Genomic DNA, 24,670 nt, shown 5'->3' with positions numbered 1-24,670 from the left:
AGTCAGTCCGGAACCTTTGTTCCGCCAATGTCCTGCGAGCCCTGACGGGCCCTGGGCTTGCGCCCCTTGAAATCCACGATGGGTGCCAGCCGCGCTTCGCGCAGCTCGTCCAGCACGAAGCCCAGCGCCTGCAACGGTGCCGGCGCGCGCTTCCTGCTGACTTTCTGACCCGGCTTGGGCTCCGGCTCGTCGCTCCAGACGATCTGCCAGCCCTGAGGGCCGTCGGCCCCTTCCGCCTGTGCGGCCCGCTCGAGCGTGCCGCGAAACTTCTTGCGATTGGCCGACACCTGGCCGGCCGCCGCCTCGCCGATCGGCGCCTTCAGCGTGATGTCGATCACCTCGCCCTCGAAGCGCTCGAAATCCTTCTCGTGGCGCAGCGGACGGTCGATACCCGGCGAGGACACCTCGAGCCGCTTGTAGTCGGCGCCATCCACCTCGAGCGCGAACTGGAGCTGTCGCGTGACCTTCTCGCAGTCCTCGACCGTGACGAAGGGCTCGGGAGTGCCGGCGGCGAGAGCCTCCGATGTGGGGGCCGTCCACGGCAAATCAATCGTCACGCGCAGCAATCCTCCCGCCGAGCGTTCGATCTCGACCAGGTCGTAGCCGAGACCGGCCACGGTTTGTTCCACTGTCTGCTGCAATGCCACGTGTTCGAAGGTGCCTTTTATTCAGTCAACGATGCGCAGGACCCGCCCGCCAGGTACCGCGCGATCGATAAAAAATCCGTGAGAAACCGGGTCTTGCCCAGCGATCCGAGAACGGATGGACCAAAAAAAACGGGCGGTTGGTACCCGCCCGTTTGGTCGTGAGCCTCGAATTATATGCCACTTCTGTGATAAATGAAGGGCCACTTCTGCAAGCGGGCCACACCCGTGCACGGCTCAGGGCGTGGCGGCCCTTTCGCGGGCGGCGGCGACGCGCCTGGAACGCGCCCAGACGGCCGCGAAAAGCACCGCGCCCAGCGCCAGCGCGGCCGCCGCCACCAGCAGCGGGATCTGGAACGAACCGGTGCGCTGCGCCAGCGGCGCCGCGAACAGCGGGCCGATGATCTGCCCCACGCCGTACGAGGCGGTCGCATAGCCGATCAGCCCGGCCGCCGCGTTGCCGCGCAGCCGGCGCGCGTCGCGCACCGCGAACAGCGTGATCGCGGTGAACGGCATGCCCAGCAGCAAGCTGCCGAGGGCGAAGCCGACCACGCTGGGCCAGGCCACCGACAGCACCACCCCGACCGCCTGCAGCGCATAGGCGATCGCCAGCAGCAGCCGGTTGTCCCAGTGCACCGGCGCGCGCGCACCGATCAGGGCGCCCGGGATGATGGCGGCGCCGAACAGCGGCCAGAAATAGTCGGGCCAGAACGAGCCCGGCAGCGCCTGGCGCGCGATCACCGGCAGGAAGGTGGCGGTGATGATGTAGCCGAAGCCCGCCAGCCCGTAGAGCGCCACCAGCCAGAGGGCGTCGGCGCGCGCCGCGGCCGAGTCCTGCGCGCTCGGCGCCGCGACCGGCGCGGGCGCCGCGCCGCCGGCCACGGCCTGCTCGCCGTCGTTGAAGACGCGCCAGATCACCGCGATCAGCACCAGCGCCAGCAGGCCCAGGCCGATCCAGCCGGTTTCCGATCCCCAGCGGCCGAGCGCCCCGCCCAGCAGCCCCGTCATGGCGATGCCGACGCCGGGGCCGGTGTAGATCACGCCACCGAGCGCCGGCGAACGCGTTTCGGCCAGCCGGCGCAGGCCCCAGCTCGAGGCGAACACGAACACCCAGGCGCTCATCACGCCGGCCGCCGCGCGCAGCACGCCCCAGGCACCGAAGCTGTGCAAGAGCCCCATGCCGATCAGCAGCACGGCGGTGGCCAGCAGGCCGCCGCGCACCATGGTCTTGGCGCGCACGCCGATGGCGGCGCAGCTCACCGCGCCGACGAAATAGCCGAGGTAGTTGAGCGAGGCCAGCAGCCCGCCGGCCTCGAGCTCGAGCTTGCCCTCGTGCAGCATGATCGGCAGCATCGGCGTGAAGGCGAAGCGCCCCAGCCCCATGGCCACCGCCAGCGTCACCATGCAGGCGAGCGCCGCCCGCCAGGCGCCGCGCCTGTCTTGTCCGATTTCCGACATCTTTTCGCGCAATGCTCGTTGTTGTGGGTCGCGATCGCCGTCAGGCCAGTTGCGCGGCGGCCACCAGTTTCTGCGTGTAGGGGTGTTCGGGCGCGTCGAGCACCCGGTCGACCGGGCCCGATTCGAGGATCGCCCCGTCCTTCATGACGATGACCTGGTGCGCCATGGCGCGGATCACCTCCACGTCGTGCGTGATCAGCAGATAGCTCAGCCCGCGTTCGCGCTGCAGCCGCTGCAGCAGCCCCAGCACCTGCTTCTGGATCGTGACGTCGAGCGCGCTGGTGGGCTCGTCGAGCACCAGCAGGCGCGGATCGACGATCAGCGCGCGCGCGATCGCCAGCCGCTGCCGCTGCCCGCCCGAGAACTCGTGCGGATAGCGGTCGAGCAGCGCCGGGAACTGCGCCTCGGTGAGCCCGACGTCGGCCAGCGCCTGCAGCGCCCGCGCGCGCCGGTCGGCGGCCTTGAGCTCGGGCGCATGCACCAGCAGGCCCTCGCCGACGATCTGCTCGACGGTCATGCGCGGCGACAGCGAGGAGAACGGGTCCTGGAACACCACCTGCATCGCGCGCCGCAGCGCGAGGTCCGAAGCCTGGCCCTGCCCCCAGCCCTGCCCCTCGACCTTGAGCGCGCCCTGGAAGCGCAGCAGCCCCAGCGCGGCCAGCGCCAGGGTCGACTTGCCCGAGCCCGACTCGCCGACCACGCCCAGGGTTTCGCCGGGCGCGATGCGGAACTCGGCGCCCTGCACCGCCACGAACTCGCCCTTGCCGAACCAGCCGGCGAAACCGGGCCTGGGCACCGGGTAGCTCACGCGCAAGCCCGAGGCCGAGAGGATCGGCGCCGCGTCGGGCCGCGCCGGCGCGGGCGTCACGTCGCGCGTGGGATGGCTGTCGATCAGCTTGCGCGTGTAGGGATGTTGCGGCGCCTCGAACACGGTCGCCACCGGGCCGTGCTCGACGATGTGGCCCTGCTCCATCACCGCGACGCGGTCGGCGAAATGCCGCACCAGGTTCAGGTCGTGGGTGATCAGCAGCACCGCCATGCCGTACTTGCGCTGCAGCTCGGCCAGCAGTTCGAGGATCTGGGCCCGCACCGTCACGTCGAGCGCGGTGGTCGGTTCGTCGGCCAGCAGCAGGCGCGGCCGGCAGGCCAGCGCCATGGCGATCATGGCGCGCTGGCGCTGGCCGCCCGAGAGCTGGTGCGGTAGCGCGCGCGCGCGCCGCGCCGGCTCGGGAATGCCGGTGTCGGCCAGCAGTTGCACCGCAGCCTCCTGCGCGGCGCGTGCCGGCAGGCCCTCGTGCAGCTGCAGCACCTCGGCGATCTGGTCGCCCACGCTGTAGAGCGCGTTGAGCGCGGTCATCGGCTCCTGGAAGATCATCGCGATCTCCTTGCCGCGGATGCCGCGCAGCTCGCGCTCGGGGATCGACAGCAGGTCACGTCCGTCCTGCGCACGCTCTGCATCGAACAGCCGCGCCGAACCCGAGAGCTCGGCGTTCTGCACCAGCCGCAGCAGCGACAGCGCGGTGACGGTCTTGCCCGAGCCCGACTCGCCCACCAGCGCGAACTTCTCGCCGGCCGCGATCCGGAAATCGACGCCGTGCACCACCGGCTTGCCGCCGAAGGCCACGCGCAGGCCGCGCACGTCGAGCAGCGGCGCGCCGGCCGCGAGGGAGGATTCGCCCGGCTTCACTTGTCGGCCTTCCGTGGATCGAGGGCGTCGCGCAGCGCGTCGCCCATGAAGGTCAGCAGCATCAAGGTGAAGACCAGCACGCCGAAGGTGGACATCGAGATCCACCAGGCGTCGATGTTCGCCTTGCCCTGGTTGAGCAGTTCGCCCAGCGAGGGCGTGCCCGGCGGCACGCCGAGCCCGAGGAAGTCGAGCGAGGTCAGCGCGAGGATCGCCGCGCTCATGCGGAACGGCAGGAAGGTGACGACCGGCACCATGCTGTTGGGCAGGATGTGGCGCCGCATGATCTGCAGGTTGCTCACGCCGAGCGCGCGTGCGGCGCGCACGTAGTCCATCTGGCGGTTGCGCAGGAACTCGGCGCGCACGTAGTCGGCCAGCGCCATCCAGCCGAACAGGCTCAGCAGCACCAGCAGCAGCAGCACGCTGGGCGTGAAGATGGCGCTGAAGATGATCAGCAGGTAGAGCTCGGGCATGGAACCCCAGATCTCGAGCAGCCGCTGCAGGAACAGGTCGGTCTTGCCCGCGAAGAAGCCCTGGATCGCGCCGATGGCGATGCCCAACACCACGCCCACGACCGTGAGCGCCAGCGCGAACAGCACGCTGACCCGGAAGCCGTAGATCAGTTGCGCCAGCAGGTCGCGCCCGCGGTCGTCGGTGCCCAGCAGGTTCTCGCCCGAGGGCGCGGCCGGATTGGGCTGCTTGGCGAAGTAGTTGAGCGTGCGCGGACCGTAGGGATTGGGCGCGTAGAGCGCCCAGTTGGCGCCGGCCGTGATGCGGTCGCGGATGAAGGGATCGAGGTAGTCGGCCGGGGTCTCGAAGTCGCCGCCGAAGGTCTTCTCGGAGTAGTCGCGCAGCACCGGGAAGTAGGTCTGGCCCTCGTAGCGCACCACCAGCGGCTTGTCGGTGGACAGCAGCTCGGCGAACAGGCTCAGCACCACCAGCACGGAGAACAGGACCAGGCTCCAGAAGCCCAGCGGATTGCGGCGGAAACGGCGCCAGGCGCGCCGGCCCGGGCTGTCCGACTTGGCCGGCGGACGCGGCGCGGCGGGAGTGGGCATCGATTCAGTCAAACTTCACCCTCGGATCGACCCAGACGTAGCAGAGATCGGAAATCAGCTTGGTCACCAGCCCGATCAGCGTGAACAGGTAGAGCGTGCCCAGCACCACCGGGTAGTCGCGCCGGATCACGCTCTCGTAGCTCAGCAGGCCCAGGCCGTCGAGCGTGAACAGGGTCTCGATCAGCAGCGAGCCGGTGAAGAAGGCGCCGATGAAGGCGGCCGGAAAGCCCGTGATGATCGGGATCAGCGCATTGCGGAACACGTGCTTCCAGAGCACCTGCCGCTCGGCGAGGCCCTTGGCGCGCGCGGTCAGCACGTACTGCTTGCGGATCTCCTCGAGGAAGGAGTTCTTGGTCAGCATCGCCGTCACGGCGAAGCTGCCGATCACCATGGCCGTGACCGGCAGCGCGATGTGCCAGAGGTAGTCGACGATGCGCGCCCCCCAGCTCAGGCTCTCCCAGTTCGGCGAGGTGAGGCCGCGCAGCGGGAACCACTGCAGCTGGCCGCCGAAGATCACCAGCAGCGCCACGCCGAGCACGAAGCCCGGAATGGCATAGCCCACGAGCACGATCAGCGTGGTGAAGAAGTCGAAGCGCGAGCCGGCGCGCACCGCCTTGGCCACGCCCAGCGGCACCGCGATCAGGTAGCTGATGAAGAAGGTCCACAGGCCCAGGCTGATCGAGACCGGCATCTTCTCCTTGACCAGTTCCCACACGTCCTTGCGCTGGTAGAAGCTGGTGCCGAGGTCGAAGCGCGCGAAGGACTTGAGCATGGTCCACAGGCGTTCGTGGGCCGGCTTGTCGAAGCCGTAGAGCTTCTTGATCTCCTCGATGCGCTGCGGATCGAGGCCCTGGCGGCCGCGGTAGCCGGCACCGCTGCTCGCGGCCCGCTCGCCGCCCGAATCGCGGCCCTGCAACTGCGCCACCATCTGCTCGACCGGGCCGCCCGGCACGAACTGGATCACGCCGAAGGTGATGATCAGCACGCCCAGGAGCGTGGGAATCATCAGCAGCAGTCGCTTGAGGATGTAGCTGGCCATGCGGTTGTCGTGCTCCGGATCTCTTCTCGTGCGGCGGGCGCTACTTGTTGGCCGGCGAGGCCCACCATGTCGCGAGGGCCCAATCGCCGACATCGTAGTACGGCGGAATCGTCGGCGGCAGCACCACGCCGGCCGGCCGGTAGCCGACCAGGAAGGCGCTGCCGTAGTACATCGGGATCGAGTAGTAGCCGGCCGAGAGCACGCGGTCGAGCACGCGCAAGGCGGTGGTGAGCTCGGGGCGCGTGGTGGCCGTCACCACCTTGCCGACGATGGCGTCGACCGCCGGATCGGCGATGCCCCAGTAGTTGGAGGAGCCCGGCGTCTCGGCCGACTTCGAGCCGAACAGCTCGAACAGTTCGCCGCCCGGCGCGGTGTTGCCCGGCAGCCGCATCGAGGTCATGTCGAAGTCGTAGTTCTGCATGCGCTGCTGCGACAGCGAGAAGTCGACGGTGCGAAAGCTCATCTCGATGCCCAGCTTCTTGAGCGCGGTCTGCAGCGGCGTCGCCACGCGGATCAGCGAGGGCTGGTCGTTGAGGAACTCGATGGTGAAGGCCTCGTTCTTCGCGTTGCGCAGCGCGCCGTCGCGGTAGGTCCAGCCGGCCTCGGCCAGCAGCGCCCTCGCCTTGCGCAGGTTCTCGCGCAGGCTGCCGGGCGGATCGGTGCTCGCCGGCACCGGCGCGGGACCGAACACCTCGGGCTTGAGCTTGGCGCGCAGCGGCTCCATCAGCGCCAGCTCGTCCGGCCCGGGCAGGCCGTCGGCATGGAAGTCGCTGTTCGGGAAGTAGCCCTGCACGCGCGTGTAGATGCCGTAGAAGAGCTGGCGGTTGAGCCACTCGAAGTCCATCGCGAGGGCGATGGCCTGGCGCACGCGCACGTCCTTGAACTTGTCGCGGCGCGTGTTGAAGATGTAGCCCTGGAAGTCGCCGGGGTTGTGGTTCTCGAAGGCGCGCCTGGCGATCTCGCCGTTGTCGAACTGCTTGCCCTTGTACTGGCGCGCCCAGTTGCGCGAGACGAACTCGCGCATGAAGTCGAACTCGCCGGCCTTCAGGCCCTCGAAGCGCGCGGTCTCGTCGAGGTAGACCTTGTAGGCGACGCGATCGAAGTTGAACATCCCCTTGCGCACCGGCAGGTCGACGCCCCAGTAGTCGGCGCGGCGCACGTAGGTGATGTCGCGGCCCAGGCGGTCGCTCGCGGGCCTGTAGGGACCGGAGGCGATCGGCACCTCGGTCACGATCTGGTCGAAGGGCTTGCCGCCGCCCCATTTGCGGCTGAACACCGCCATGCCGCCGACCACCAGCGGCAGCTCGCGGTTCGGGCTCGCGAAGTCGAAGCGCACCGTGCGCTCGCCGACCGCACTCGCCTTCTTGACCTCGGCATAGATGGTCTTGTACTGCGGGGCCGCGAGCGGGCCGATCAGGGTCTGGAACGAATAGACCACGTCGGCCGCCAGCACCGGCGAGCCGTCGTTGAAGCGGGCCTTGGGGTTGAGCCTGAAGGTGACCGAGAGGCCGTCGGGCGCCACGTCGATGTCTTCGGCCAGCAGGCCGTAGGCGGTGGTCGGCTCCTCCGAGTTGCCGGTCATCAGGCTCTCGAACATCAGCTGGCCGAGGCCCGAGGGCCCGGTGCCCTTGAGCGTGAACGGATTGAACTTGTCGAAATTGGTGGGCCGGGTCGGCGGCACCAGCCTGAATTCACCGCCCTTGGGGGCGTTCGGATTCACGTAGCCGAAGTGCGTGAAGCCCGGCGCGTACTTGACGTCGCCGAATTGCGCGTACGCATGGGCGGCCCACGAAGGGGCCGCCGAGAGCGCCAAACCGAACCAGAGCAGCCAACCTCGCATGCGAGAATTCTGCCCCGAGATTTTCACGAGGCAACTCCATGGGCTTTCTTTCCGGCAAAAAACTCCTGATCACCGGCGTGCTGAGCAACCGCTCCATCGCCTACGGCATCGCCAAGGCCTGCCATGAACAGGGTGCCGAGCTCGCCTTCAGCTATGTCGGCGAGCGCTTCAAGGACCGCATCACCGAGTTCGCGGCCGACTTCGGCTCGAAGCTGATCTTCGACTGCGACGTCGGCGACGATGCCCAGATCGAGAAGCTGTTCGCCGACCTGTCGCAGGTCTGGCCGACCTTCGACGGCTTCGTGCACAGCATCGGCTTCGCGCCGCGCGAGGCCATCGCGGGCGACTTCCTCGAGGGCCTGTCGCGCGAAGGCTTCCGCATCGCGCACGACATCAGCGCCTACAGCTTCCCGGCCATGGCGAAGGCGGCCCAGCCCTACCTCAACGACAAGTCGGCCCTGCTCACGCTGACCTACCTGGGCGCCGAACGCGCGCTGCCCAACTACAACACCATGGGCCTGGCCAAGGCCTCGCTCGAGGCCTCGGTGCGCTACACGGCGGCTTCGCTGGGTCCGAAGGGCGTGCGCGTCAACGGCATCAGCGCCGGCCCGATCAAGACGCTCGCGGCCAGCGGCATCAAGGGCTTCGGCAAGATGCTCGGCGCCGTCGCCGAGGCCTCGCCGATCCGCCGCAACGTGACGATCGAGGAAGTCGGCAACGTGGCGGCCTTCCTGCTGAGCGACCTCGCGAGCGGCGTGACGGCCGAGATCACCTACGTCGACGGCGGCTTCAGCAACGTCGTCGTCGGCATGGCCGAGTAAGCGGCACCCCGGCTCCCGGGCGCGCTCTCGCGCCCGTCGGACGGCGATGCGCGCCGGTCGCGCGGCGCTTGTCTCGCGAAGGAACTTCGGCCACAAATGGGCATCCATCGGTCGTTTCCAGCTACTCATTTCATAGCACCCGTGCTCCATCGACGTTCCCTGCTGCTCGCCACCCTGGGCTTTGCGCTGACCTTGCCGGCGCACGCCGGCGCGCCCGCGCTGATGCTGGCCGAGGTCTACAAGCCGGGCATGTCGCTGGCCGACTACTGGGTCAGCGAGAAGTACGACGGCGTGCGCGCGTACTGGGACGGCCGGCAGCTCTTCACGCGCGGCGGCGAGCGCATCCTGGCGCCGGCCTGGTTCACCGCCGCGCTGCCCAGGCAGCCGCTCGACGGCGAGCTCTGGGCCGGCCGCGGACGCTTCTCGCATGCGGTGTCGACGGTGCGCAGCCAGACGCCCAACGACGTCGCCTGGCACGAGATGAAGTTCATGGTGTTCGACCTGCCGGCCCAGGGCGGCGACTTCACCGCCCGCCTCGGCGTGCTGCGCAGGCTGCTGCCGATCACCGACGCGCCCTGGGTGGTGGCGGTGCCGCAGGAGCGCGCGACCACGGCCGAGGCGCTGCAGGCGCTGCTCGACAAGACCGTGAAGATGGGCGGCGAAGGCCTGATGCTGCACCGCGGCGCCTCGCTCTACCGTGCCGAGCGCAACAACGACCTGCTCAAGGTCAAGACCCATGACGACGCGGAAGCCCGCGTGGTCGGCCACGTGCCCGGCAAGGGCAGGCATGCCCATCGGCTCGGGGCGCTGCTGGTCGAGATGCCCGGCGGCCAGCGCTTCAAGCTGGGCACCGGCCTGAGCGATGCCGAGCGCGAGCAGCCGCCCGCGATCGGCAGCTGGGTCACCTACCGCTACAACGGGCTCACGGCCGGCGGGCTGCCGCGCTTCGCACGCTTCATGCGCGTGCGCGAGGACGGCTGAGCCGCCCCTCGCACCCTGCCCGCTTCGCGCCCCGGCGCTCAGGCGCTCTTCCGCACGCAGTCCGCGTAGTAGCGCTTCTTGCCCGTCTCGTCGACGCGCGCCACCAGGCCGTGGATGTCGGTCTCGAAGCCCGGGCACTGCGTGTTGAACTCGCGCGAGAACTTCAGGTAGTCGACGATCTTCTTGTTGAAGACCTCGCCCGGGATCAGCAGCGGAATGCCCGGCGGGTACGGCGTGATCAGGCTGGTGGTGATGCGGCCCTCGAGCTCGTCGATCTCCACGCGCTCGGTCTTGCGGTGCGCGATGTGGGCGAAGGCGTCGCTGGGCTTCATCGCCGGCGTGAGGTCGCTCAGGTACATCTCGGTCGTCAGGCGGGCCACGTCGTAGCGCGCGTAGAGCTGGTGGATGTGCTGGCACAGGTCGCGCAGGCCGAGCCGCTCGTAGCCCGTGTGCTGCTGGCAGAACTCCGGCATGATCCGCCACATCGGCTGGTTGCGCGCGTAGTCGTCCTTGAACTGCTGCAGCGCCGTCAGCAGCGTGTTCCAGCGGCCCTTGGTGATGCCGATGGTGAACATGATGAAGAAGCTGTAGAGGCCGGTCTTCTCGACGATCACGCCATGCTCGGCCAGGAACTTGGTCACCACGCTGGCGGGAATGCCGGTCTCGGCGAAGTTGCCCTCGAGGTCCAGGCCCGGCGTCACGATGGTCGACTTGATCGGGTCGAGCATGTTGAAGCCGTCGACCAGCTCGCCGAAGCCGTGCCAGTTGCGCGGCGACTTCTTCGAGCGGCTCTTGCCGTTCTTCTCGCCGTGCATGATCCAGTCGTCCGGGACGCCGATGCCCTCGTCCACGAGCTTCTCGGGGCCCCAGACCTTGAACCACCACTCGTCCTTGCCGAACTCCTCCTCGACCTTGCGCATGGCGCGACGGAAGTCGAGCGCCTCGAGGATGCTCTCCTCCACCAGCGCGGTGCCGCCGGGCGGCTCCATCATCGCGGCGGCCACGTCGCAGCTCGCGATGATCGCGTACTGCGGGCTGGTCGACGAGTGCATCAGGTAGGCCTCGTTGAACAGGTCGCGGTCGAGCTGGCGGTTCTGCGAGTCCTGCACCAGCACGTGGCTGGCCTGGCTGATGCCGGCCAGCAGCTTGTGCGTGGACTGGGTCGCGAACACCAGCGATTCCTTCGGCCGCACGCGGCGCTTGCCCATCGCGTGGTAGGAGCCGTAGAACGGGTGGAAAGCCGCGTGCGGCAGCCAGGCCTCGTCGAAGTGCAGCGTGTCGACGTAGCCGTCGAGCGTGTTCTTGATGGTCTCGGTGTTGTAGATCACGCCGTCGTAGGTCGACTGCGTGAGCGTCATCACGCGCGGCTTGACCTTGTTGGCATCGACGTCGGCCAGCAGCGGGTTGGCCTTGATCTTGGCCTTGATGGCCTCGGGCTCGAACTCGCTCTTGGGGATCGGGCCGATGATGCCGAAGTGGTTGCGCGTGGGCTTCATGAACACCGGGATCGCGCCCGTCATGATGATCGCGTGCAGGATCGACTTGTGGCAGTTGCGGTCCACCACCACCACGTCGTCGGGCGCCACCGTGTGGTGCCACACCATCTTGTTGCTGGTGCTGGTGCCGTTGGTCACGAAGAAGCAGTGGTCGGCATTGAAGATGCGCGCCGCGTTGCGCTCGCTGGCCGCCACCGGGCCGGTGTGGTCGAGCAGCTGGCCCAGTTCCTCCACCGCGTTGCAGACGTCGGCGCGCAGCATGTTCTCGCCGAAGAACTGGTGGAACATCTGGCCCACCGGGCTCTTGAGGAAGGCGACGCCGCCCGAGTGGCCCGGGCAGTGCCACGAGTACGAACCGTCTTCCGCGTAGTCGATCAGCGCCTTGAAGAACGGCGGCTGCACGCCCTCGAGGTAGCTCTTGGCCTCGCGGATGATGTGGCGCGCCACGAATTCGGGGGTGTCCTCGAACATGTGGATGAAGCCGTGCAGCTCGCGCAGGATGTCGTTCGGGATGTGGCGCGAGGTCTTGGTCTCGCCGTAGATGTAGATCGGCACGTCGGCGTTCTTGCGCCGCACTTCGCCGATGAAATTGCGCAGGTTCAGCACCGCCGGATCCAGGTCGGGGCCGACCGTGAATTCCTCGTCGTCGATCGACAGGATGAAGGCGCTGGCACGGCTTTGCTGCTGAGCGAACTGGCTCAGGTCGCCGTAGCTCGTGACGCCCAGCACCTCGAAGCCCTCCGTCTCGATGGCCTGCGCGAGCGCGCGGATACCGAGGCCCGAGGTGTTCTCGGAGCGGAAGTCCTCGTCGATGATGACGATGGGAAAGCGGAATTTCATGGGGCGGAGCTCCGGGACAGGCAATGAGGCGCGAAGTGTACGGAATTCAGATGAAGAATTCGCCGACGCGTCGAATGTCCGCCGAATGCCGGTGCGACCCGCTTTTCGCCGCCGCGCCGGGAGCCCCCACAAAGTGCAGGCGAGTCCGGGCCGCCCGGAGCGCATGCCTCAGAATGGCGTCGCCTGAAACAACTACAGAGGAGATGTCATGGCGAATTCCACGATCTGGTGGCTGATCGCTGGCACGGCAATCGTGGTCGAGCTCCTGTCCGGCACGGTCTACCTGCTGCTGCTGGCCGGCGGGTTCGCCGCCGCGGCGATCTCCGCCCACCTGGGCTTCGGCACCGTCACGCAACTGCTCGTGGCCGCCGTCGTCGGCGTGGTGGCGGTGCTGACCTGGTACTCGATCCAGCGCAAGCGCCCGCCGCCCCCACCCACCGAAGCCAACCGCGACCTCAATCTCGACATCGGCGAGAGCGTGCAGGTCGAGGCATGGAACCCCGACGGAACCGCCACCGTGCGCTACCGCGGCGCCCAGTGGACCGTCGTGCAGCGCGCGGGCCATGCGCCCTCCACCGGAGAACACCGCGTGGTCGAGGTCGTCGGCAGCCGGCTGGTGGTCGACAAGGTCTAGCTAGAACCCGAGAACGAAAGAGGAAAGGTACAGAGCCATGGAATATTCGGTCCCCATCATCATCCTGGTCATCGCGATCATCTTCATCAGCCAGTCGGTGAAGTTCGTGCCGCAGCAGAACGCCTGGGTGCGCGAGCGCCTGGGCAAGTACCACGGCACCATGACGCCCGGCCCCAACTTCCTGATCCCGTTCATCGACCGGGTGGCCTACAAGCACAGCCTGAAGGAAATCCCGCTCGACGTGCCGAGCCAGATCTGCATCACGCGCGACAACACGCAGCTGCAGGTCGACGGCATCCTCTACTTCCAGGTCACCGACCCGATGCGCGCCAGCTACGGCTCGTCGAACTACATCGTGGCCGTGACCCAGCTCGCCCAGACCTCGCTGCGCAGCGTGATCGGCAAGCTGGAGCTCGACAAGACCTTCGAGGAGCGCGACGTCATCAATGCCCAGGTGGTCGCGGCCATCGACGAGGCGGCGCTCAACTGGGGCGTGAAGGTGCTGCGCTACGAGATCAAGGACCTGACGCCGCCGAAGGAAATCCTGCAGGCGATGCAGCGCCAGATCACGGCCGAACGCGAGAAGCGCGCGCTGATCGCGGCCTCCGAGGGCCGGCGCCAGGAGCAGATCAACATCGCCACCGGCGAACGCGAGGCCTTCATCGCGCGCTCCGAGGGCGAGAAGCAGGCCCAGATCAACAACGCCCAGGGCGAGGCGGCCGCGATCACCGCGGTGGCCACGGCGACGGCGGACGCCATCGAGCGCGTGGCGGCCGCGATCCAGCAGCCGGGCGGCGAGCAGGCGGTGCAGCTCAAGGTGGCCGAACGCGCGGTCGATGCCTACGGCAAGGTCGCGGCCGATTCCAAGACCACGCTGATCGTGCCGAGCAACATGACCGAGACCGCCGCGCTGATCGCCTCGGCCATGCGCATGGTGCAGGCCGGCAAATCCTCGGGTCCCACGGCCTGAGGCTTCCGGAAACGGCCCCGGCGACTGCTACAATCGTGGGCTTCGGAGCGGTGGATGAGCGGTTTAAGTCGCACGCCTGGAAAGCGTGTGAGGGTTAATAGCCCTCCGCGGGTTCGAATCCCGCCTGCTCCGCCAGAGAGTCGTTGTTCGCAACCGTTCGCGAACATGCAGAAAGCCCGAGTTGCCATTGGCACTTGGGCTTTTTTGTGGGCGCCTGTTGCGTGGCGCGCCCCTTGCCCTCATCGTGCGCCGGACTGACCCCACCTCCCGCGCAGACCTCACACCGCCCTCCCCGACCCGTCTGGCGGTACGATCCCCAGGTTTTCAGTTCCCCAGGAGGCGCCGCATGGCAGGACATCCCAGCACCAAGCCGCACGGCAGCACGTCGCTCGACCGCACGCTCGAAAAAACCGAGCAGGTCGCCGCCGACGTGCAGAAGGCCTCCGACAACCTCGCGGTGGTCAACACGGTGCTCGAGCAGGAGCTGCCCGAGGAAGTGCAGGTGGGCGAGGTGGCGCTGGCCATCGCGCACACGAGCCAGCTCGAGGAAAAGCTCGCGCAATCGGCCGAGCAGCTCGCCGAGGTCAACGCGGCGCTCAGCGAGGAGATCGAGAAGCGCATCGAGGCCACGGCCCAGCGCGACGAGAGCGCGGCCCGCGTGAAGAAGCTCGAGGCTCGGCAGGCCACCGCGGCCGAGCCCGGCACAGGCAAGCGCGCGAACGACTGACGCGACCCGCGCGCCGGCGGCGGAGTGCCGCGGACATCGTATGAAATAGGGACACGCCGCGTTTCTCCGTCTCCTTTCTCCTACGCAGCAAGCGCGCGCGGCACGCTACGCTATTGGTTCTCACACCCTATCCGTGGCATGGCCCTCATCACGTTCCTCGTCGAGGACAACAAGACCATCAGGGACAACCTGGTTCCGGCACTCGAGGACCTGGTGAATGCCCAAGTCGTTGGCTTTGCCGAAACCGAATCCGAAGCGCTGGCGTGGCTGCGCGCCCATCCGGCCGAGTGGCAGCTGCTGATCGTCGACCTGTTCCTCAAGGAAGGCTCGGGCCTGGGCGTGCTCGCGGGCTGCAAGGAACGCCTTCCCGGCCAGCGCGCGGTGGTGCTGAGCAACTACGTGACGGCCGACATCCGCGCGCGCTGCGAGACGCTCGGCGCGGACGCGGTGTTCGACAAGTCGCGCGACCTCGACGCCTTCATCGAGTACTGCAACACCGACCGCCCCTCGGGACTCGCACCGCTCTGAACGGCGGGCACCCGCCCTTCTCTTTCTTCTCCCCCGCCGTTTCGAGCGCCCACGAAAAAAGGGCCCGAAGGCCCTTTCTCGTTGGAACGCGGATCGAAGCCGATCAGCGCACCACGGCGATCTGCGTGCGCTGGCCACCCTTGTAGGTGTAGAGCGTCAGGGCGCCGCCCTTGATGTCGCCCTTTTCGTCGAAGGCGATCGGGCCGGTCACGCCCTTGTACTGGATCTTGCCCACTTCGGGCAGGTACTTCTCGGGATCGGCCGAACCGGCCTTGACCATCGCTTCGGCCAGCACGTTGACCGCGTCGTAGACGTACGGTGCGTAGATCTGGACGTCGACGCCGTTCTTGGTCTTGAACTTGGCCTTGAAGTCTTCCAGCGGCTGCTTGAAGTCGCCGTCCACGCCGCCGGCTTCGGCGCACACCACCATGTCTTCGCCGATGGCATCGCCAGCGAGCTTCGGCAGTTCGCCGGTGCACAGGCCGTCGCCGCCCATGAACTTGACGTTCAGGCCGAGCTGCTTGACCTGCTTGAGCATCGGGCCGCCGACGGCGTCCATGCCACCGAAGAACAGCACGTCGGGCTTGGCGGCCTTGAGCTTGGTCAGGATGGCGTTGAAGTCGGTCGACTTGTCGGTGGTGAATTCGTGGCCCACGATGGTGGCGCCGGCGGCCTTGGCCGACTTCTCGAATTCTTCGGCGACGCCCTGGCCGTAGGCGGTGCGGTCGTCGATCACGGCGATGTTCTTGCCCTTGAGCGTTTCGACCGCGTACTTGCCCAGCGTGCCGCCGAGTTGCGTGTCGTCAGCCACCACGCGGAAGGTGGTCTTGAAGCCCTGGCGGGTGTACTTGGGGTTCGTTGCCGAAGGCGAGATCTGGGGGATGCCGGCGTCGCTGTAGAGCTTCGAGGCGGGGATGGTGGTGCCCGAGTTCAGGTGACCGACCACGCCGTTGACCTTGCTGTCGACCAGCTTCTGGGCCACGGCCGTGCCTTGCTTCGGATCGCCTGCGTCGTCTTCGGCGACCAGCTCGAACTTGGCGACCTTGTCGCCGATCTTGAGGCCCTTGGCATTCAGTTCCTCGATCGCCATCTTGGCGCCGAACTCGTTGTCCTTGCCGAGGTGGGCAATCGGACCGCTGGTCGGAGCCACGTGGCCGATCTTCACGACCAGTGCATCGGCGGGAGGTGCAGCGGGTGCCGGGGCGGCCGCGGTGGGCGCCGGGGCAGCAGCGGGTGCCGCAGCTTCTTCTTTCTTGCCGCAAGCCACCAGCGTGAGTGCAGCCAGAGCGACCGCAGTCCATTTCAATTGCATGAGAACCTCCAGAACATGGATGATGAGATTGAGAAACCGGTCGTGTGATCCGGGCGCTCCTGACCTCGCAAGTTCCGCGCCGCAGACCCGGGCCACCCTAACCCTCCAGCTTTGGCCCACCCGACCTGGCGCGCAGTTTAGCTGAAGCTTCACCCCTCGAAAGTTGGCGTAGACCCTGGGTTTTCCGAGAGTTCGGCGGCCATCGCCTCGATCACCAACGCACGCAAAACGGCTTCGATTTCGCCGCGCAAACGCGGCACCATCGCGTCGAGTTGCTGCTGCACGGCGGCGGCCACGGTGTCGCTCAAACGCTCCTCGAGCGAGAAGTCCACGCGCTGCAGAACACGGTGCAGCAACTGCTCCTCGAGCCGCACGATGTCGGCCTCGGAACGCTGCACCGCGGGCGGCAATGCGACGGCCTGGGACGGGTCGGGCATGGCCGGCGCGACGGCATCCGGCCCCGCGTTGTCCGCCAAGGGCGAATGCGCCGCGACCGGCTCGGCGGGCAGGTCGAGCACGGTCGTGAGCGTGGGAACGAAACGCGGCGGCGTGCGGGTCGGAGTGGTCATCAGGATGCGCTCCTCGCGAAGTCGTGCGGCTGGATCGTGTAGCCGCGGTCGGCGTAGTGGCGCCAGCGCGCGCGGCCGATCTGGCGGTCGTCGGGCTCGTTGCTCACGATGTCGATCAGGCGCTCGTAGCGCTCGAAGCCCGCGGGCACCTGCGCACCGAGATTGACCAGCAGTTCGCGGTGCGGCAGCGCGGCCGACTCGGCGCCCTCGTCGGCCAGGATCACCGGCGAGCGCGACAGCACGTGGGCCGGCGCATCGCCGCGGCAGTGGGCGACGAACTCGGTCGGTGCCAGTTGCCAGAGGCCGGCGTCGATCGCGTCGAGCCATTGCGCCTCGCCGACCACCACCACCCGCATGCCGCGCGTGGCGACGGCCTTGCGCACGAGCCGGCAGGCGTAGCTGAGCTTGTCCGGCGCGTTGTAGTGAAAGCCGATGTCCGTCACTGCACCGAACGCGCCTTGCGGGCCGCCGCCTTGCTCTCGGACTTGCCCTCGGTCTTCCGCTCGGCCTTGGCTTTCGCCTTGCCCTCGCCGGCGCCGGTCGCGCCGTCCTGCGCGCGGCGCGTGAGGTACGAGACCAGCAGGCCGACCGGTCGGCCGGTCGAGCCCTTGGCCGCGCCGCTCTTCCACGCGGTGCCCGCGATGTCCAGGTGCGCCCAGGCGAAGTCGGCCGTGAAGCGCTGCAGGAACTTGGCCGCCGTGATGGCGCCGCCCGCGCGACCCGCCACGTTGGCCACGTCGGCGAAGTTGGTCTTCAGGCCCTCGGCGTACTCGTCGTCGAGCGGCAGGCGCCAGCAGCGGTCCTGCGAGCTCTCGCCGGCCGCCTCGAGCGCCGCGGCCAGCGCGTCGTCGCTCGAGAACAGGCCGCTGCGCACGCCGCCCAGAGCCACCACGCAGGCGCCCGTGAGCGTCGCGATGTCGATCACGGCGGCGGGGTCGAAGCGCTTGGCGTAGGTCAGCGCGTCGCAGAGGATCAGCCGGCCTTCGGCATCGGTGTTGAGGATCTCGATGGTCTGGCCGCTCATGCTGGTGACCACGTCGCCCGGCTTGATGGCGCGGCCGTCGTTCATGTTCTCGCACGAGGGGATCAGGCCGACCACGTTGATCGCGGGCTTGATGCCGGCCAGCGCGCGGAAGGTGCCGAGCACGCTCGCGGCGCCGCACATGTCGAACTTCATCTCGTCCATTTCGGCCGCCGGCTTGAGCGAGACGCCGCCGGTGTCGAAGGTGATGCCCTTGCCGACCAGCACCACGGGCGCCTGGTCCTTGGACCCGCCCTGGTAGCGCAGCACGATGAAGCGCAGCGGCTCGGCCGAGCCCTGAGCCACGGCCGCGAAGGCGCCCATGCCGAGCTTGTCGACCTCCTTGGGACCGAGCACCTCGCACTTGATGCCGGGCAGCTTGCCCAGGCCCTTGGCGGCCTCGGCCAGCATCGTCGGCGTGGCATGGTTGGCGGGGCGGTTGCCCCACTCCTTGGCGAACTCGATGCCCTCGACGGTGGCGCGTGCCTGCTCGAAGGCCGCGCCGACCGTAGCCGCATCGGCCACGCCCACGGTCACCTGGCGGATGCTGCGCGGCTCGGCCTTGGACTTGGTGGCGGTGTAGACATAGCTGGCGTCGGCGGCCGCGATGACGGCGCTCGCCACGGCCGCCGGTTCGGCGTCCTGGGCGAAGGCCAGCACCACGCGCTTGGGCGACGAGGCCTTGGCGGCGTTGACCGCGGCGATCACGCCGCTGCGCACCGAGGCCGGCTTGCCGTCGCCGATGGCCGCCAGCACCACGCGGGCGGCGGCCACGTCCTCGGGCCGGTACAGGGACAGCAGCTTGCCGGCCTTGTCGGGCAGGTCGCCGGCCTTGCGGGCGGCCGCGATCTGGACGGAGAGGGGGTCCTTGGACGCGAGCGGCGCACTGCCCACGAGCACGATCAGGACGTCGGATTTTTCGGCCGCTGCGCGGGCGACTGTGAGGGTCTTGAGTTGAAAGTCCATAATCCTTTTTTTCCTCGAACGATGTTATTCCATTCTTCCCTACGCAAGGAGCTGTCGCGCAGCTTCGGAGCGACCCTCGTGGTCCTGGTCACCATCGTGATGACCATGATGCTCATCCGCACGCTCGGACTGGCCTCCAAGGGCAGCGTGAACCCGTCCGAAGTGTTCCTCGTCATGGCCTACACGGTGCTCGGCTACATGCCGACCATCCTCAGCCTGAGCCTGTTCATCGCCATCGTCGGCACCCTGTCGCGCATGTACCGCGACAGCGAGATGGTGATCTGGTTCTCCAGCGGCCGCGGGCTGTCCGACTTCGTCGAGCCGCTGTTCCGCTTCGCCTGGCCGGTGCTGCTGCTGATCGCCGCGATGGCGCTGATCGGCTGGCCCTGGGCCAACTCGCAGACCATGGGCATGCGCCAGCAGTACGAGCAGCGCGGCGACCTCGAGCGCGTGTCGCCCGGCGAATTCCGTGAATCGGCCGGCCGGCTGCGGGTGTTCTTCATCGACAAGGACTCCGCCGACAGCGCCACCGCCACCAACGTCTTCATCTGGTCGGTCGAGCGCAACCTGCAGATCACGACCTCGGCGCGCAGCGGCCGTATCGAGACGCTCGGCAACTCGCGCTACCTGATGCTGAGCAATGGCCAGCGCCTGGAGCGCCCGCTGCTGCCCAACGGCGCCCTGAAGATCAGCGAGTTCGAGACCTACGGCACGCGCGCCGGCGGCAGCGCCGCCGGCACCAGCGACGCCACGCCGCCCCGCGCGCGCACCACGCTGTCGCTGCTCGGCGACTTCAACGCAACCGCGGCGCGCGGCGAACTCGCCTGGCGCGTGGGCATGCTGCTGGCGGCCATCAACTTCGTGCTGCTGGCCCTGGCCGTCTCCAGCGTCAATCCGCGCGTAGGCCGCAGCGGCAACCTGCTGTTCGCGCTGTTCGCCTTCGTCATCTACTACAACCTGCTGAACCTGGGCCAGAGCTGGATCAGCTCGGGCCGCTACGGCATGGGCGGCTTCATGCTGCTGCTGCACGGCGGCGTGGCGCTGTTCGCCATCTCGTGGCTCACGCTGCGCAACAACAACTGGGCGCGCCGCAAGAGCCGCGGCGGCCAGGCCTCCGGACCCACGCCGCCGCCCTCCACCACCCGGCTGGAGCCCACGCCATGAGAACCATCCGTCGCCTGATCTACATCGAGGCGCTGAAGGCCGTGGCCTTCGTGACCCTCGGCTTCCTGAGCCTGTTCTTCTTCTTCGACTTCGTCGACGAGCTGCAGGCCGTGGGCCGCCCCGAGAGCCTGGCCTACGGGCCGGCGCAGGCGCTGCTCTACGTGACCTTACTGTTGCCGAGCCATCTCTACGAACTGCTGCCGATCACGGTGCTGATCGGCTGCATCTTCGTGATGGCGCGGCTCGCGCAAAGCTCCGAATACACCATCCTGCGCACCAGCGGCCTCGGTCCCTGGCGCGCGCTGCGCACGCTGCTGGTGCTGGGCCTGGGCTTCGTGGTGCTGACCTTCGCGGTGGGCGACTACCTCGCGCCTGCCGCCGAGCGCGCCGCCCAGCTCGTGAAATCGCGCTACCAGGGCACCTTCACCTTCGTGGGCAACACCGGCGCCTGGCTCAAGGAGCGGCAGGACAAGGCGTCCTACGCCGTCAACGTGCTGTCGATCTCGCGCAACGGCGGGCTCAAGACCGCGCGCATCTTCGAGTTCGACGACAAGGGCTACCTGCGTAAGCAGATGACCGCCGCCACGGCGCGCATCGAGCGCGGCTACTGGGTGCTGTCGGAGATCGAGCAGCAGGACTACGACACCCGCGCCGCCGAAGGCAAGGCGCATGTTGCCACCACACGGATGGCCGAGCTCAACTGGCCGACCTCGCTGACCGCCGAGATGGTCTCGGTGGCGCTGCTGCGGCCCGACCGCATGAGCACCATCGACCTGTTCGACTACATCCGCCACCTCGACGCCAACGGCCAGACCGCGCAGCGCTACGAGATCGAGTTCTGGCGCAAGGTGTTCTATCCGCTGTCCTGCCTGGTGATGGTGGTGCTCGCCCTGCCCTTCGCCTACCTGCACTTCCGCCAGGCCGGCATCACCACCTACGTGTTCGGCGGCGTGATGATCGGCATCAGCTTCTTCCTGCTGAACAACGTGTTCGGCTACCTCGGCAATCTCAGCAACTGGTCGCCCTGGATCACGGCGGCGGCGCCCGGGCTCATCTATTCGGTGATGTCGCTGGCGGCCTTCAGCTGGCTGGTGCTCAGACGCTGATGGCCACGCCGACGGTGCAGGGCATCGTGCTGCTGGCGCACGGCTCGCGCGACCCGCGCTGGCGCGAGCCGATCGAGGCCGTGGCGGCGCGAACGCGCGCGCTGTCTCCCGAGGCCCGGGTGCGCTGCGCCTACCTCGAGCTGGCCGAGCCCGACCTGCGCACCGCGGCGGCCGCGCTGGTCGACGAAGGCGCCCACGCGATCCGCGTGGTGCCGCTGTTCCTCGGCATGGGCAAGCACGCACGCGAGGACATTCCGCGCCAGCTCGACGCGCTGCGCGCCGAATGGCCCGCGCTGGCCTTCACGCTCGCGCCCACCGTGGGGGAATCGCCGCAGGTGATCGACCTGCTGGCCCGAATTGCGGTGGAAATCTGAACATTAGGCAATTTCCATAGATTCCGAAGGCATAATAAATTCCGCAATAAGACGGAATTTGATATGAATCTGCACCAGTTCAAGTTTGTTCAGGAAGCCGTGCGGCGCAACCTGAACCTGACCGAGGCCGCCAAGGCGCTGCACACCTCCCAGCCCGGGGTGTCGAAGGCGATCATCGAGCTCGAGGAAGAACTCGGCGTGGAAATCTTCGCGCGCCACGGCAAGCGCCTCAAGCGCGTGACCGAGCCGGGCCAGCACGTGATCGCGAGCATCGAGCTGATCATGCGCGAGGTCGGCAACCTCAAGCGCATCGGCGAGCAGTTCAGCGCCCAGGACAGCGGCACGCTGTCGATCGCCACCACCCACACGCAGGCGCGCTACGTGCTGCCGGTGCCGGTGGCGAAGTTGCGCGAGGCCTATCCCAAGGTCAACGTGAGCCTGCACCAGGGCTCGCCCGACCAGGTGGCGCGCATGGTGATCGACGAGGTGGCCGAGATCGGCATCGCGACCGAATCGCTCGCCGACTACACCGAGCTCGTGACCCTGCCCTGCTACGAGTGGCAGCACGTGCTGGTGCTGCCCAAGGAACATCCGCTGGCGACCAAGGAGCGCATCTCGCTCGAGGACCTGGCGTCCGAGCCGATCATCACCTACCACCCCTCGTTCACCGGCCGCACGCGCATCGACCATGCCTTCGCGCAGAAGAAGCTTGCGCCGCGCATCGCGCTCGAAGCCATCGACTCCGACGTGATCAAGACCTACGTGCGCCTCGGGCTCGGCGTGGGCATCGTGGCCGAGATGGCGGTGCGCGACGAATCGAATGCCGACCTCGTGGTGCGCCCGATGGGCCAGGTGTTCGGCCAGAACATCGCGCGCGTGGCCTTCAAGCGCAGCGCCTACCTGCGCAACTTCGTGTTCAAGTTCGCCGAGCTGCTGTCCGACCGGCTCGACCGCAACCTGATCGCCAAGGCCCTGAGCGGCCACCAGCAGGACTACGAACTCTGAGCGCCCGCCGAGGTTCACGCGCTCGTCCCGACTTTCCTCCCACGCATCCCACCATGAGCACCGCCCTTTCCCCCCGCACGCCCGAGATCGCGACCAAGCTGCCCGCCGTCGGCACCACCATCTTCACCGTGATGTCCGCGCTCGCGGCCGAGAAGAACGCGGTCAACCTGGGCCAGGGCTTCCCCGATTTCCACTGCGATCCGCAGCTGCTCGAGGACGTGACGGCCGCCATGGCCGCGGGCCACAACCAGTACCCGCCGATGCCCGGCATCCCCGCGCTGCGCGATGCGATCGCGGCCAAGATCGAGGCGCTCTACGGCCACCGCTACAGCGCCGCGGCCGAGATCACGGTGACCGCGGGCGCCACGCAGGCGATCATCACGGCCATCCTCGCGGTGGTGCGCGCGGGCGACGAGGTGATCGTGCTCGAGCCCTGCTACGACAGCTACGTGCCCAACATCGAACTCGCGGGCGGCAGCGTGGTGCGCGTGCCGCTGGTGCCGGGCACCTTCCGCCCCGATTTCGACCGCATCGCGGCCGCGCTGAGCCCGCGCACGCGCGCGATCATCGTCAACACGCCGCACAACCCGAGCGCCACCGTGTGGACCGAGGCCGAGATGCGCCGGCTCGAGGAGCTGCTCGCGCCCACCGAGGTGTTCGTGATCGCCGACGAGGTCTACGAGCACATGGTCTACGACGGCGCGCGCCACGAGAGCGTGGCTCGCTTCCCGGGCCTGGCGGCGCGCAGCTTCATCGTCAGCAGCTTCGGCAAGACCTACCACGTCACCGGCTGGAAGGTCGGCTTCGTGGCCGCGCCGGCACCGCTGATGGCCGAGTTCCGCAAGGTGCACCAGTTCAACGTGTTCACCGTCAACACGCCGATGCAGCATGCGCTGGCGCGCTACATGGCCAACCCCGCGCCCTACCTCGAGCTGCCGGCCTTCTACCAGCGCAAGCGCGACCTGTTCGCCGCCGGCCTCGCCAAGACCCGCTTCAAGCTGCTGCGCAGCGAAGGCAGCTACTTCCAGTGCGTCGACATCTCGGCGGTCAGCGATCTCTCCGAAGCCGACTTCTGCCTCTGGCTCACGCGCGAGATCGGCGTGGCGGCGATCCCGCTGTCGGCCTTCTACGGCGACGGCTTCGACCAGCGCGTGGTGCGCTTCTGCTTCGCCAAGAAGGACGAGACGCTGGTCGCCGCGCTCGACCGGCTCGCCAAGCTCTGAGCCCATCGACCGGCGCCGGGCCACGGGACCGCACGCGATGAAGGCGCCCCGGCTCATCCTCGGCGCGCTGGCGCTGTCCTTCTTCGCCGCCGGCGTGGCCGACGCCTTCGTGCCGATGCTGCCGGGTCGGCAGTACTCGGTCGTCGACATGCTGCACATGCCGCTGATCACCGCGCTGTGCTACGCCTGGTGCCGCGCCGACCTGCTCGCGCGCGGCCAGGTGCCGCGCGGGCGCATCGCGCTGTTCGCGGGCGTGTTCCCGCTGCTGGGCGTCCCAGTGTTCTTCCTGCGCACGCGGCCCTGGCGGCAGGCGCTGCTCGGCCTGCTGCGCACCGTGGGCTTCCTCGCCTTCTGCCTGCTGCTCGCGAGCCTCGGCGGCCTGCTCGGCGACTTCGCTGCGGGCGCATCGCACCGCGGCGGCTGAAGGGGGACACGCGCCATGGCGAATCCCCAGCTTCGTACCCTGCAGAAGGTCTTCGGCGGCGTCGGCGCGGCCCTGTTCGTGGTGGCACTGCTCGTGGCGGCCCACACCGTCTACTTCATCCGGTCCGCGGTGCACGCGCAGGGCGAGGTGATCGACCTGCTGCACGTGGAGTCGGACGACGACGGCGACGGCACCTGGAAGCCGCGCGTGCGCTTTCGCACGGCCGCGGGCGAGACGATCGATTTCGAGTCCTCGACCAGCAGCAACCCGCCCTCCTACGAAGTCGGCGAGGCGGTGCGGGTGCTGCATGCGCCCGGCAATCCGCGCAACGCGCGCATCGACAGCTTCTTCTCGCTCTGGGGCATGTCCATCGTCTTCGGTGCCATGGGCACGGCCTTCCTGGTGGTCGTGGTGGTGCTCGCCATCGCCGCGGCCGCCGCACCGGCACAGCCTACCCGGCGCGGGCGCCGACGCTCACGGTAGGACAGTCCTGACCGGCGAAGGCGCGGCTCTCTTGCGCTGCGCGCACCCCGGGGTCACGAGCATCGAGGCTCGATAACAACGTCCCTGGAGAAAACATGTCGCTCTCGTTCATTCTGCTGATCGTCCTGATCCTTCTGCTGATCGGCGCGCTGCCGAGCTGGGGACACAGCCGTACCTGGGGCTATGGTCCCAGCGGCGGTCTTGGCCTCGTGCTCGTGATCGTGATCATCCTGGTGCTGATGGGCAGGATATGACGCGCGGGCGAGGCGGCGTGCTGCCTCGCCCTTCGTGACGAGGCGAAGG

The 24,670-nt window shown here is 68.2% G+C and carries 25 protein-coding genes and 1 tRNA gene; 15 read left to right on the top strand and 11 right to left on the bottom strand.

What is annotated here, in order from left to right; genetic code table 11:
- Positions 1–2 precede the first annotated feature (2 nt).
- The 6 genes from rimP to R0232_RS17460 form a co-directional block, all read right to left on the bottom strand.
- Positions 3–647 carry a ribosome maturation factor RimP gene (gene rimP, locus R0232_RS17485; protein ID WP_093341761.1) on the bottom strand — a complete coding sequence of 215 codons (645 nt, stop codon included), beginning with the start codon at positions 645–647 and terminating at the stop codon, positions 3–5.
- Between the two features lie 234 nt (positions 648–881).
- Entirely contained in the window at positions 882–2,102 is a 1,221-nt protein-coding gene (locus tag R0232_RS17480; protein WP_431508873.1) for a YbfB/YjiJ family MFS transporter, read from the bottom strand.
- A 40-nt stretch (positions 2,103–2,142) separates the two neighbouring features.
- Complete coding sequence (locus tag R0232_RS17475) at positions 2,143–3,789, bottom strand: ABC transporter ATP-binding protein (RefSeq protein ID WP_431508872.1); 1,647 nt, start codon at positions 3,787–3,789, stop codon at positions 2,143–2,145.
- On the bottom strand, positions 3,786–4,844 hold the full coding sequence (locus R0232_RS17470; RefSeq protein ID WP_093341756.1) for an ABC transporter permease: 1,059 nt from the start codon (positions 4,842–4,844) through the stop codon (positions 3,786–3,788). Before R0232_RS17470 ends, R0232_RS17475 begins: the two co-directional genes overlap by 4 nt.
- A gap of 4 nt (positions 4,845–4,848) precedes the next feature.
- A complete protein-coding gene (locus R0232_RS17465; RefSeq protein ID WP_093341754.1) occupies positions 4,849–5,883 on the bottom strand; it encodes a microcin C ABC transporter permease YejB in 1,035 nt (344 codons plus the stop codon).
- A gap of 40 nt (positions 5,884–5,923) precedes the next feature.
- On the bottom strand, positions 5,924–7,723 hold the full coding sequence (locus tag R0232_RS17460) for an extracellular solute-binding protein (protein ID WP_431508871.1): 1,800 nt from the start codon (positions 7,721–7,723) through the stop codon (positions 5,924–5,926).
- A 38-nt stretch (positions 7,724–7,761) separates the two neighbouring features.
- On the opposite strand from R0232_RS17460, the gene fabI reads away from it, so the two are divergent.
- Both fabI and R0232_RS17450 read left to right on the top strand, forming a co-directional pair.
- Positions 7,762–8,544 (top strand): enoyl-ACP reductase FabI, encoded by a 783-nt coding sequence (gene fabI, locus R0232_RS17455; RefSeq protein ID WP_431508870.1) that lies wholly within the window; start codon positions 7,762–7,764, stop codon positions 8,542–8,544.
- A gap of 141 nt (positions 8,545–8,685) precedes the next feature.
- On the top strand, positions 8,686–9,525 hold the full coding sequence (locus R0232_RS17450) for a DNA ligase (RefSeq protein WP_431508869.1): 840 nt from the start codon (positions 8,686–8,688) through the stop codon (positions 9,523–9,525).
- Positions 9,526–9,563: 38 nt separating this feature from the next.
- On the opposite strand, the gene R0232_RS17445 is transcribed toward R0232_RS17450, so the two are convergent.
- The gene (locus tag R0232_RS17445; RefSeq protein WP_208508715.1) at positions 9,564–11,861 is read right to left on the bottom strand and encodes an Orn/Lys/Arg decarboxylase N-terminal domain-containing protein; all 2,298 of its coding nucleotides are present in this window, start codon (positions 11,859–11,861) and stop codon (positions 9,564–9,566) included.
- Positions 11,862–12,069: 208 nt separating this feature from the next.
- On the opposite strand from R0232_RS17445, the gene R0232_RS17440 reads away from it, so the two are divergent.
- From R0232_RS17440 to R0232_RS17420, 5 genes are all read left to right on the top strand, one after another.
- The gene (locus R0232_RS17440) at positions 12,070–12,495 is read left to right on the top strand and encodes an NfeD family protein (protein ID WP_093341745.1); all 426 of its coding nucleotides are present in this window, start codon (positions 12,070–12,072) and stop codon (positions 12,493–12,495) included.
- A gap of 37 nt (positions 12,496–12,532) precedes the next feature.
- On the top strand, positions 12,533–13,465 hold the full coding sequence (locus R0232_RS17435; RefSeq protein WP_093341743.1) for an SPFH domain-containing protein: 933 nt from the start codon (positions 12,533–12,535) through the stop codon (positions 13,463–13,465).
- A gap of 44 nt (positions 13,466–13,509) precedes the next feature.
- A tRNA-Ser gene (locus tag R0232_RS17430) sits at positions 13,510–13,600 on the top strand.
- A gap of 211 nt (positions 13,601–13,811) precedes the next feature.
- Positions 13,812–14,192, top strand: a complete 381-nt coding sequence (locus R0232_RS17425) for a hypothetical protein (RefSeq protein WP_431508868.1) — start codon at positions 13,812–13,814, stop codon at positions 14,190–14,192.
- Positions 14,193–14,330: 138 nt separating this feature from the next.
- The gene (locus tag R0232_RS17420; RefSeq protein WP_093341739.1) at positions 14,331–14,720 is read left to right on the top strand and encodes a response regulator; all 390 of its coding nucleotides are present in this window, start codon (positions 14,331–14,333) and stop codon (positions 14,718–14,720) included.
- Between the two features lie 103 nt (positions 14,721–14,823).
- Here R0232_RS17420 and R0232_RS17415 read toward each other — a convergent pair whose 3' ends face one another.
- The 4 genes from R0232_RS17415 to R0232_RS17400 form a co-directional block, all read right to left on the bottom strand.
- The gene (locus tag R0232_RS17415; protein ID WP_093341737.1) at positions 14,824–16,032 is read right to left on the bottom strand and encodes a branched-chain amino acid ABC transporter substrate-binding protein; all 1,209 of its coding nucleotides are present in this window, start codon (positions 16,030–16,032) and stop codon (positions 14,824–14,826) included.
- A gap of 149 nt (positions 16,033–16,181) precedes the next feature.
- Entirely contained in the window at positions 16,182–16,601 is a 420-nt protein-coding gene (locus tag R0232_RS17410) for a hypothetical protein (protein WP_208508718.1), read from the bottom strand.
- Positions 16,601–17,044, bottom strand: coding sequence for a DNA polymerase III subunit chi (locus R0232_RS17405; RefSeq protein WP_093341733.1), 444 nt, complete (start codon positions 17,042–17,044; stop codon positions 16,601–16,603). The genes R0232_RS17410 and R0232_RS17405 overlap by 1 nt, the downstream gene beginning before the upstream one ends.
- Complete coding sequence (locus R0232_RS17400) at positions 17,041–18,588, bottom strand: leucyl aminopeptidase (protein ID WP_431508867.1); 1,548 nt, start codon at positions 18,586–18,588, stop codon at positions 17,041–17,043. The genes R0232_RS17405 and R0232_RS17400 overlap by 4 nt, the downstream gene beginning before the upstream one ends.
- 21 nt (positions 18,589–18,609) lie before the next feature.
- Between R0232_RS17400 and lptF the strand changes: the two genes are divergently transcribed.
- The 8 genes from lptF (at position 18,610) to R0232_RS17360 (ending at position 24,621) form a co-directional block, all read left to right on the top strand.
- Complete coding sequence (gene lptF, locus R0232_RS17395; RefSeq protein WP_398500235.1) at positions 18,610–19,752, top strand: LPS export ABC transporter permease LptF; 1,143 nt, start codon at positions 18,610–18,612, stop codon at positions 19,750–19,752.
- The gene (gene lptG, locus R0232_RS17390; protein ID WP_093341727.1) at positions 19,749–20,858 is read left to right on the top strand and encodes an LPS export ABC transporter permease LptG; all 1,110 of its coding nucleotides are present in this window, start codon (positions 19,749–19,751) and stop codon (positions 20,856–20,858) included. Before lptF ends, lptG begins: the two co-directional genes overlap by 4 nt.
- Positions 20,858–21,232 carry a sirohydrochlorin chelatase gene (locus tag R0232_RS17385; protein WP_431508866.1) on the top strand — a complete coding sequence of 125 codons (375 nt, stop codon included), beginning with the start codon at positions 20,858–20,860 and terminating at the stop codon, positions 21,230–21,232. The genes lptG and R0232_RS17385 overlap by 1 nt, the downstream gene beginning before the upstream one ends.
- 63 nt (positions 21,233–21,295) lie before the next feature.
- On the top strand, positions 21,296–22,237 hold the full coding sequence (locus tag R0232_RS17380; RefSeq protein WP_093341723.1) for a CysB family HTH-type transcriptional regulator: 942 nt from the start codon (positions 21,296–21,298) through the stop codon (positions 22,235–22,237).
- A gap of 53 nt (positions 22,238–22,290) precedes the next feature.
- Positions 22,291–23,460 (top strand): pyridoxal phosphate-dependent aminotransferase, encoded by a 1,170-nt coding sequence (locus tag R0232_RS17375; protein ID WP_431508865.1) that lies wholly within the window; start codon positions 22,291–22,293, stop codon positions 23,458–23,460.
- Positions 23,461–23,497: 37 nt separating this feature from the next.
- Positions 23,498–23,884 carry a rard protein gene (locus R0232_RS17370; protein WP_431508864.1) on the top strand — a complete coding sequence of 129 codons (387 nt, stop codon included), beginning with the start codon at positions 23,498–23,500 and terminating at the stop codon, positions 23,882–23,884.
- Between the two features lie 15 nt (positions 23,885–23,899).
- The gene (locus R0232_RS17365) at positions 23,900–24,367 is read left to right on the top strand and encodes a DUF3592 domain-containing protein (RefSeq protein WP_431508863.1); all 468 of its coding nucleotides are present in this window, start codon (positions 23,900–23,902) and stop codon (positions 24,365–24,367) included.
- Between the two features lie 95 nt (positions 24,368–24,462).
- Positions 24,463–24,621: a DUF3309 family protein gene (locus R0232_RS17360; protein WP_082321553.1), complete on the top strand. Its 159-nt coding sequence runs from the start codon at positions 24,463–24,465 to the stop codon at positions 24,619–24,621.
- Positions 24,622–24,670: the final 49 nt, after the last annotated feature.

It is taken from the genome of Variovorax sp. DAIF25 (assembly GCF_050711835.1).
Lineage (GTDB): Bacteria > Pseudomonadota > Gammaproteobacteria > Burkholderiales > Burkholderiaceae_C > Variovorax.
The sequence above is the reverse complement of the archived record's forward strand: the minus strand, read 5'-3'. Positions and strand labels throughout refer to the sequence as shown.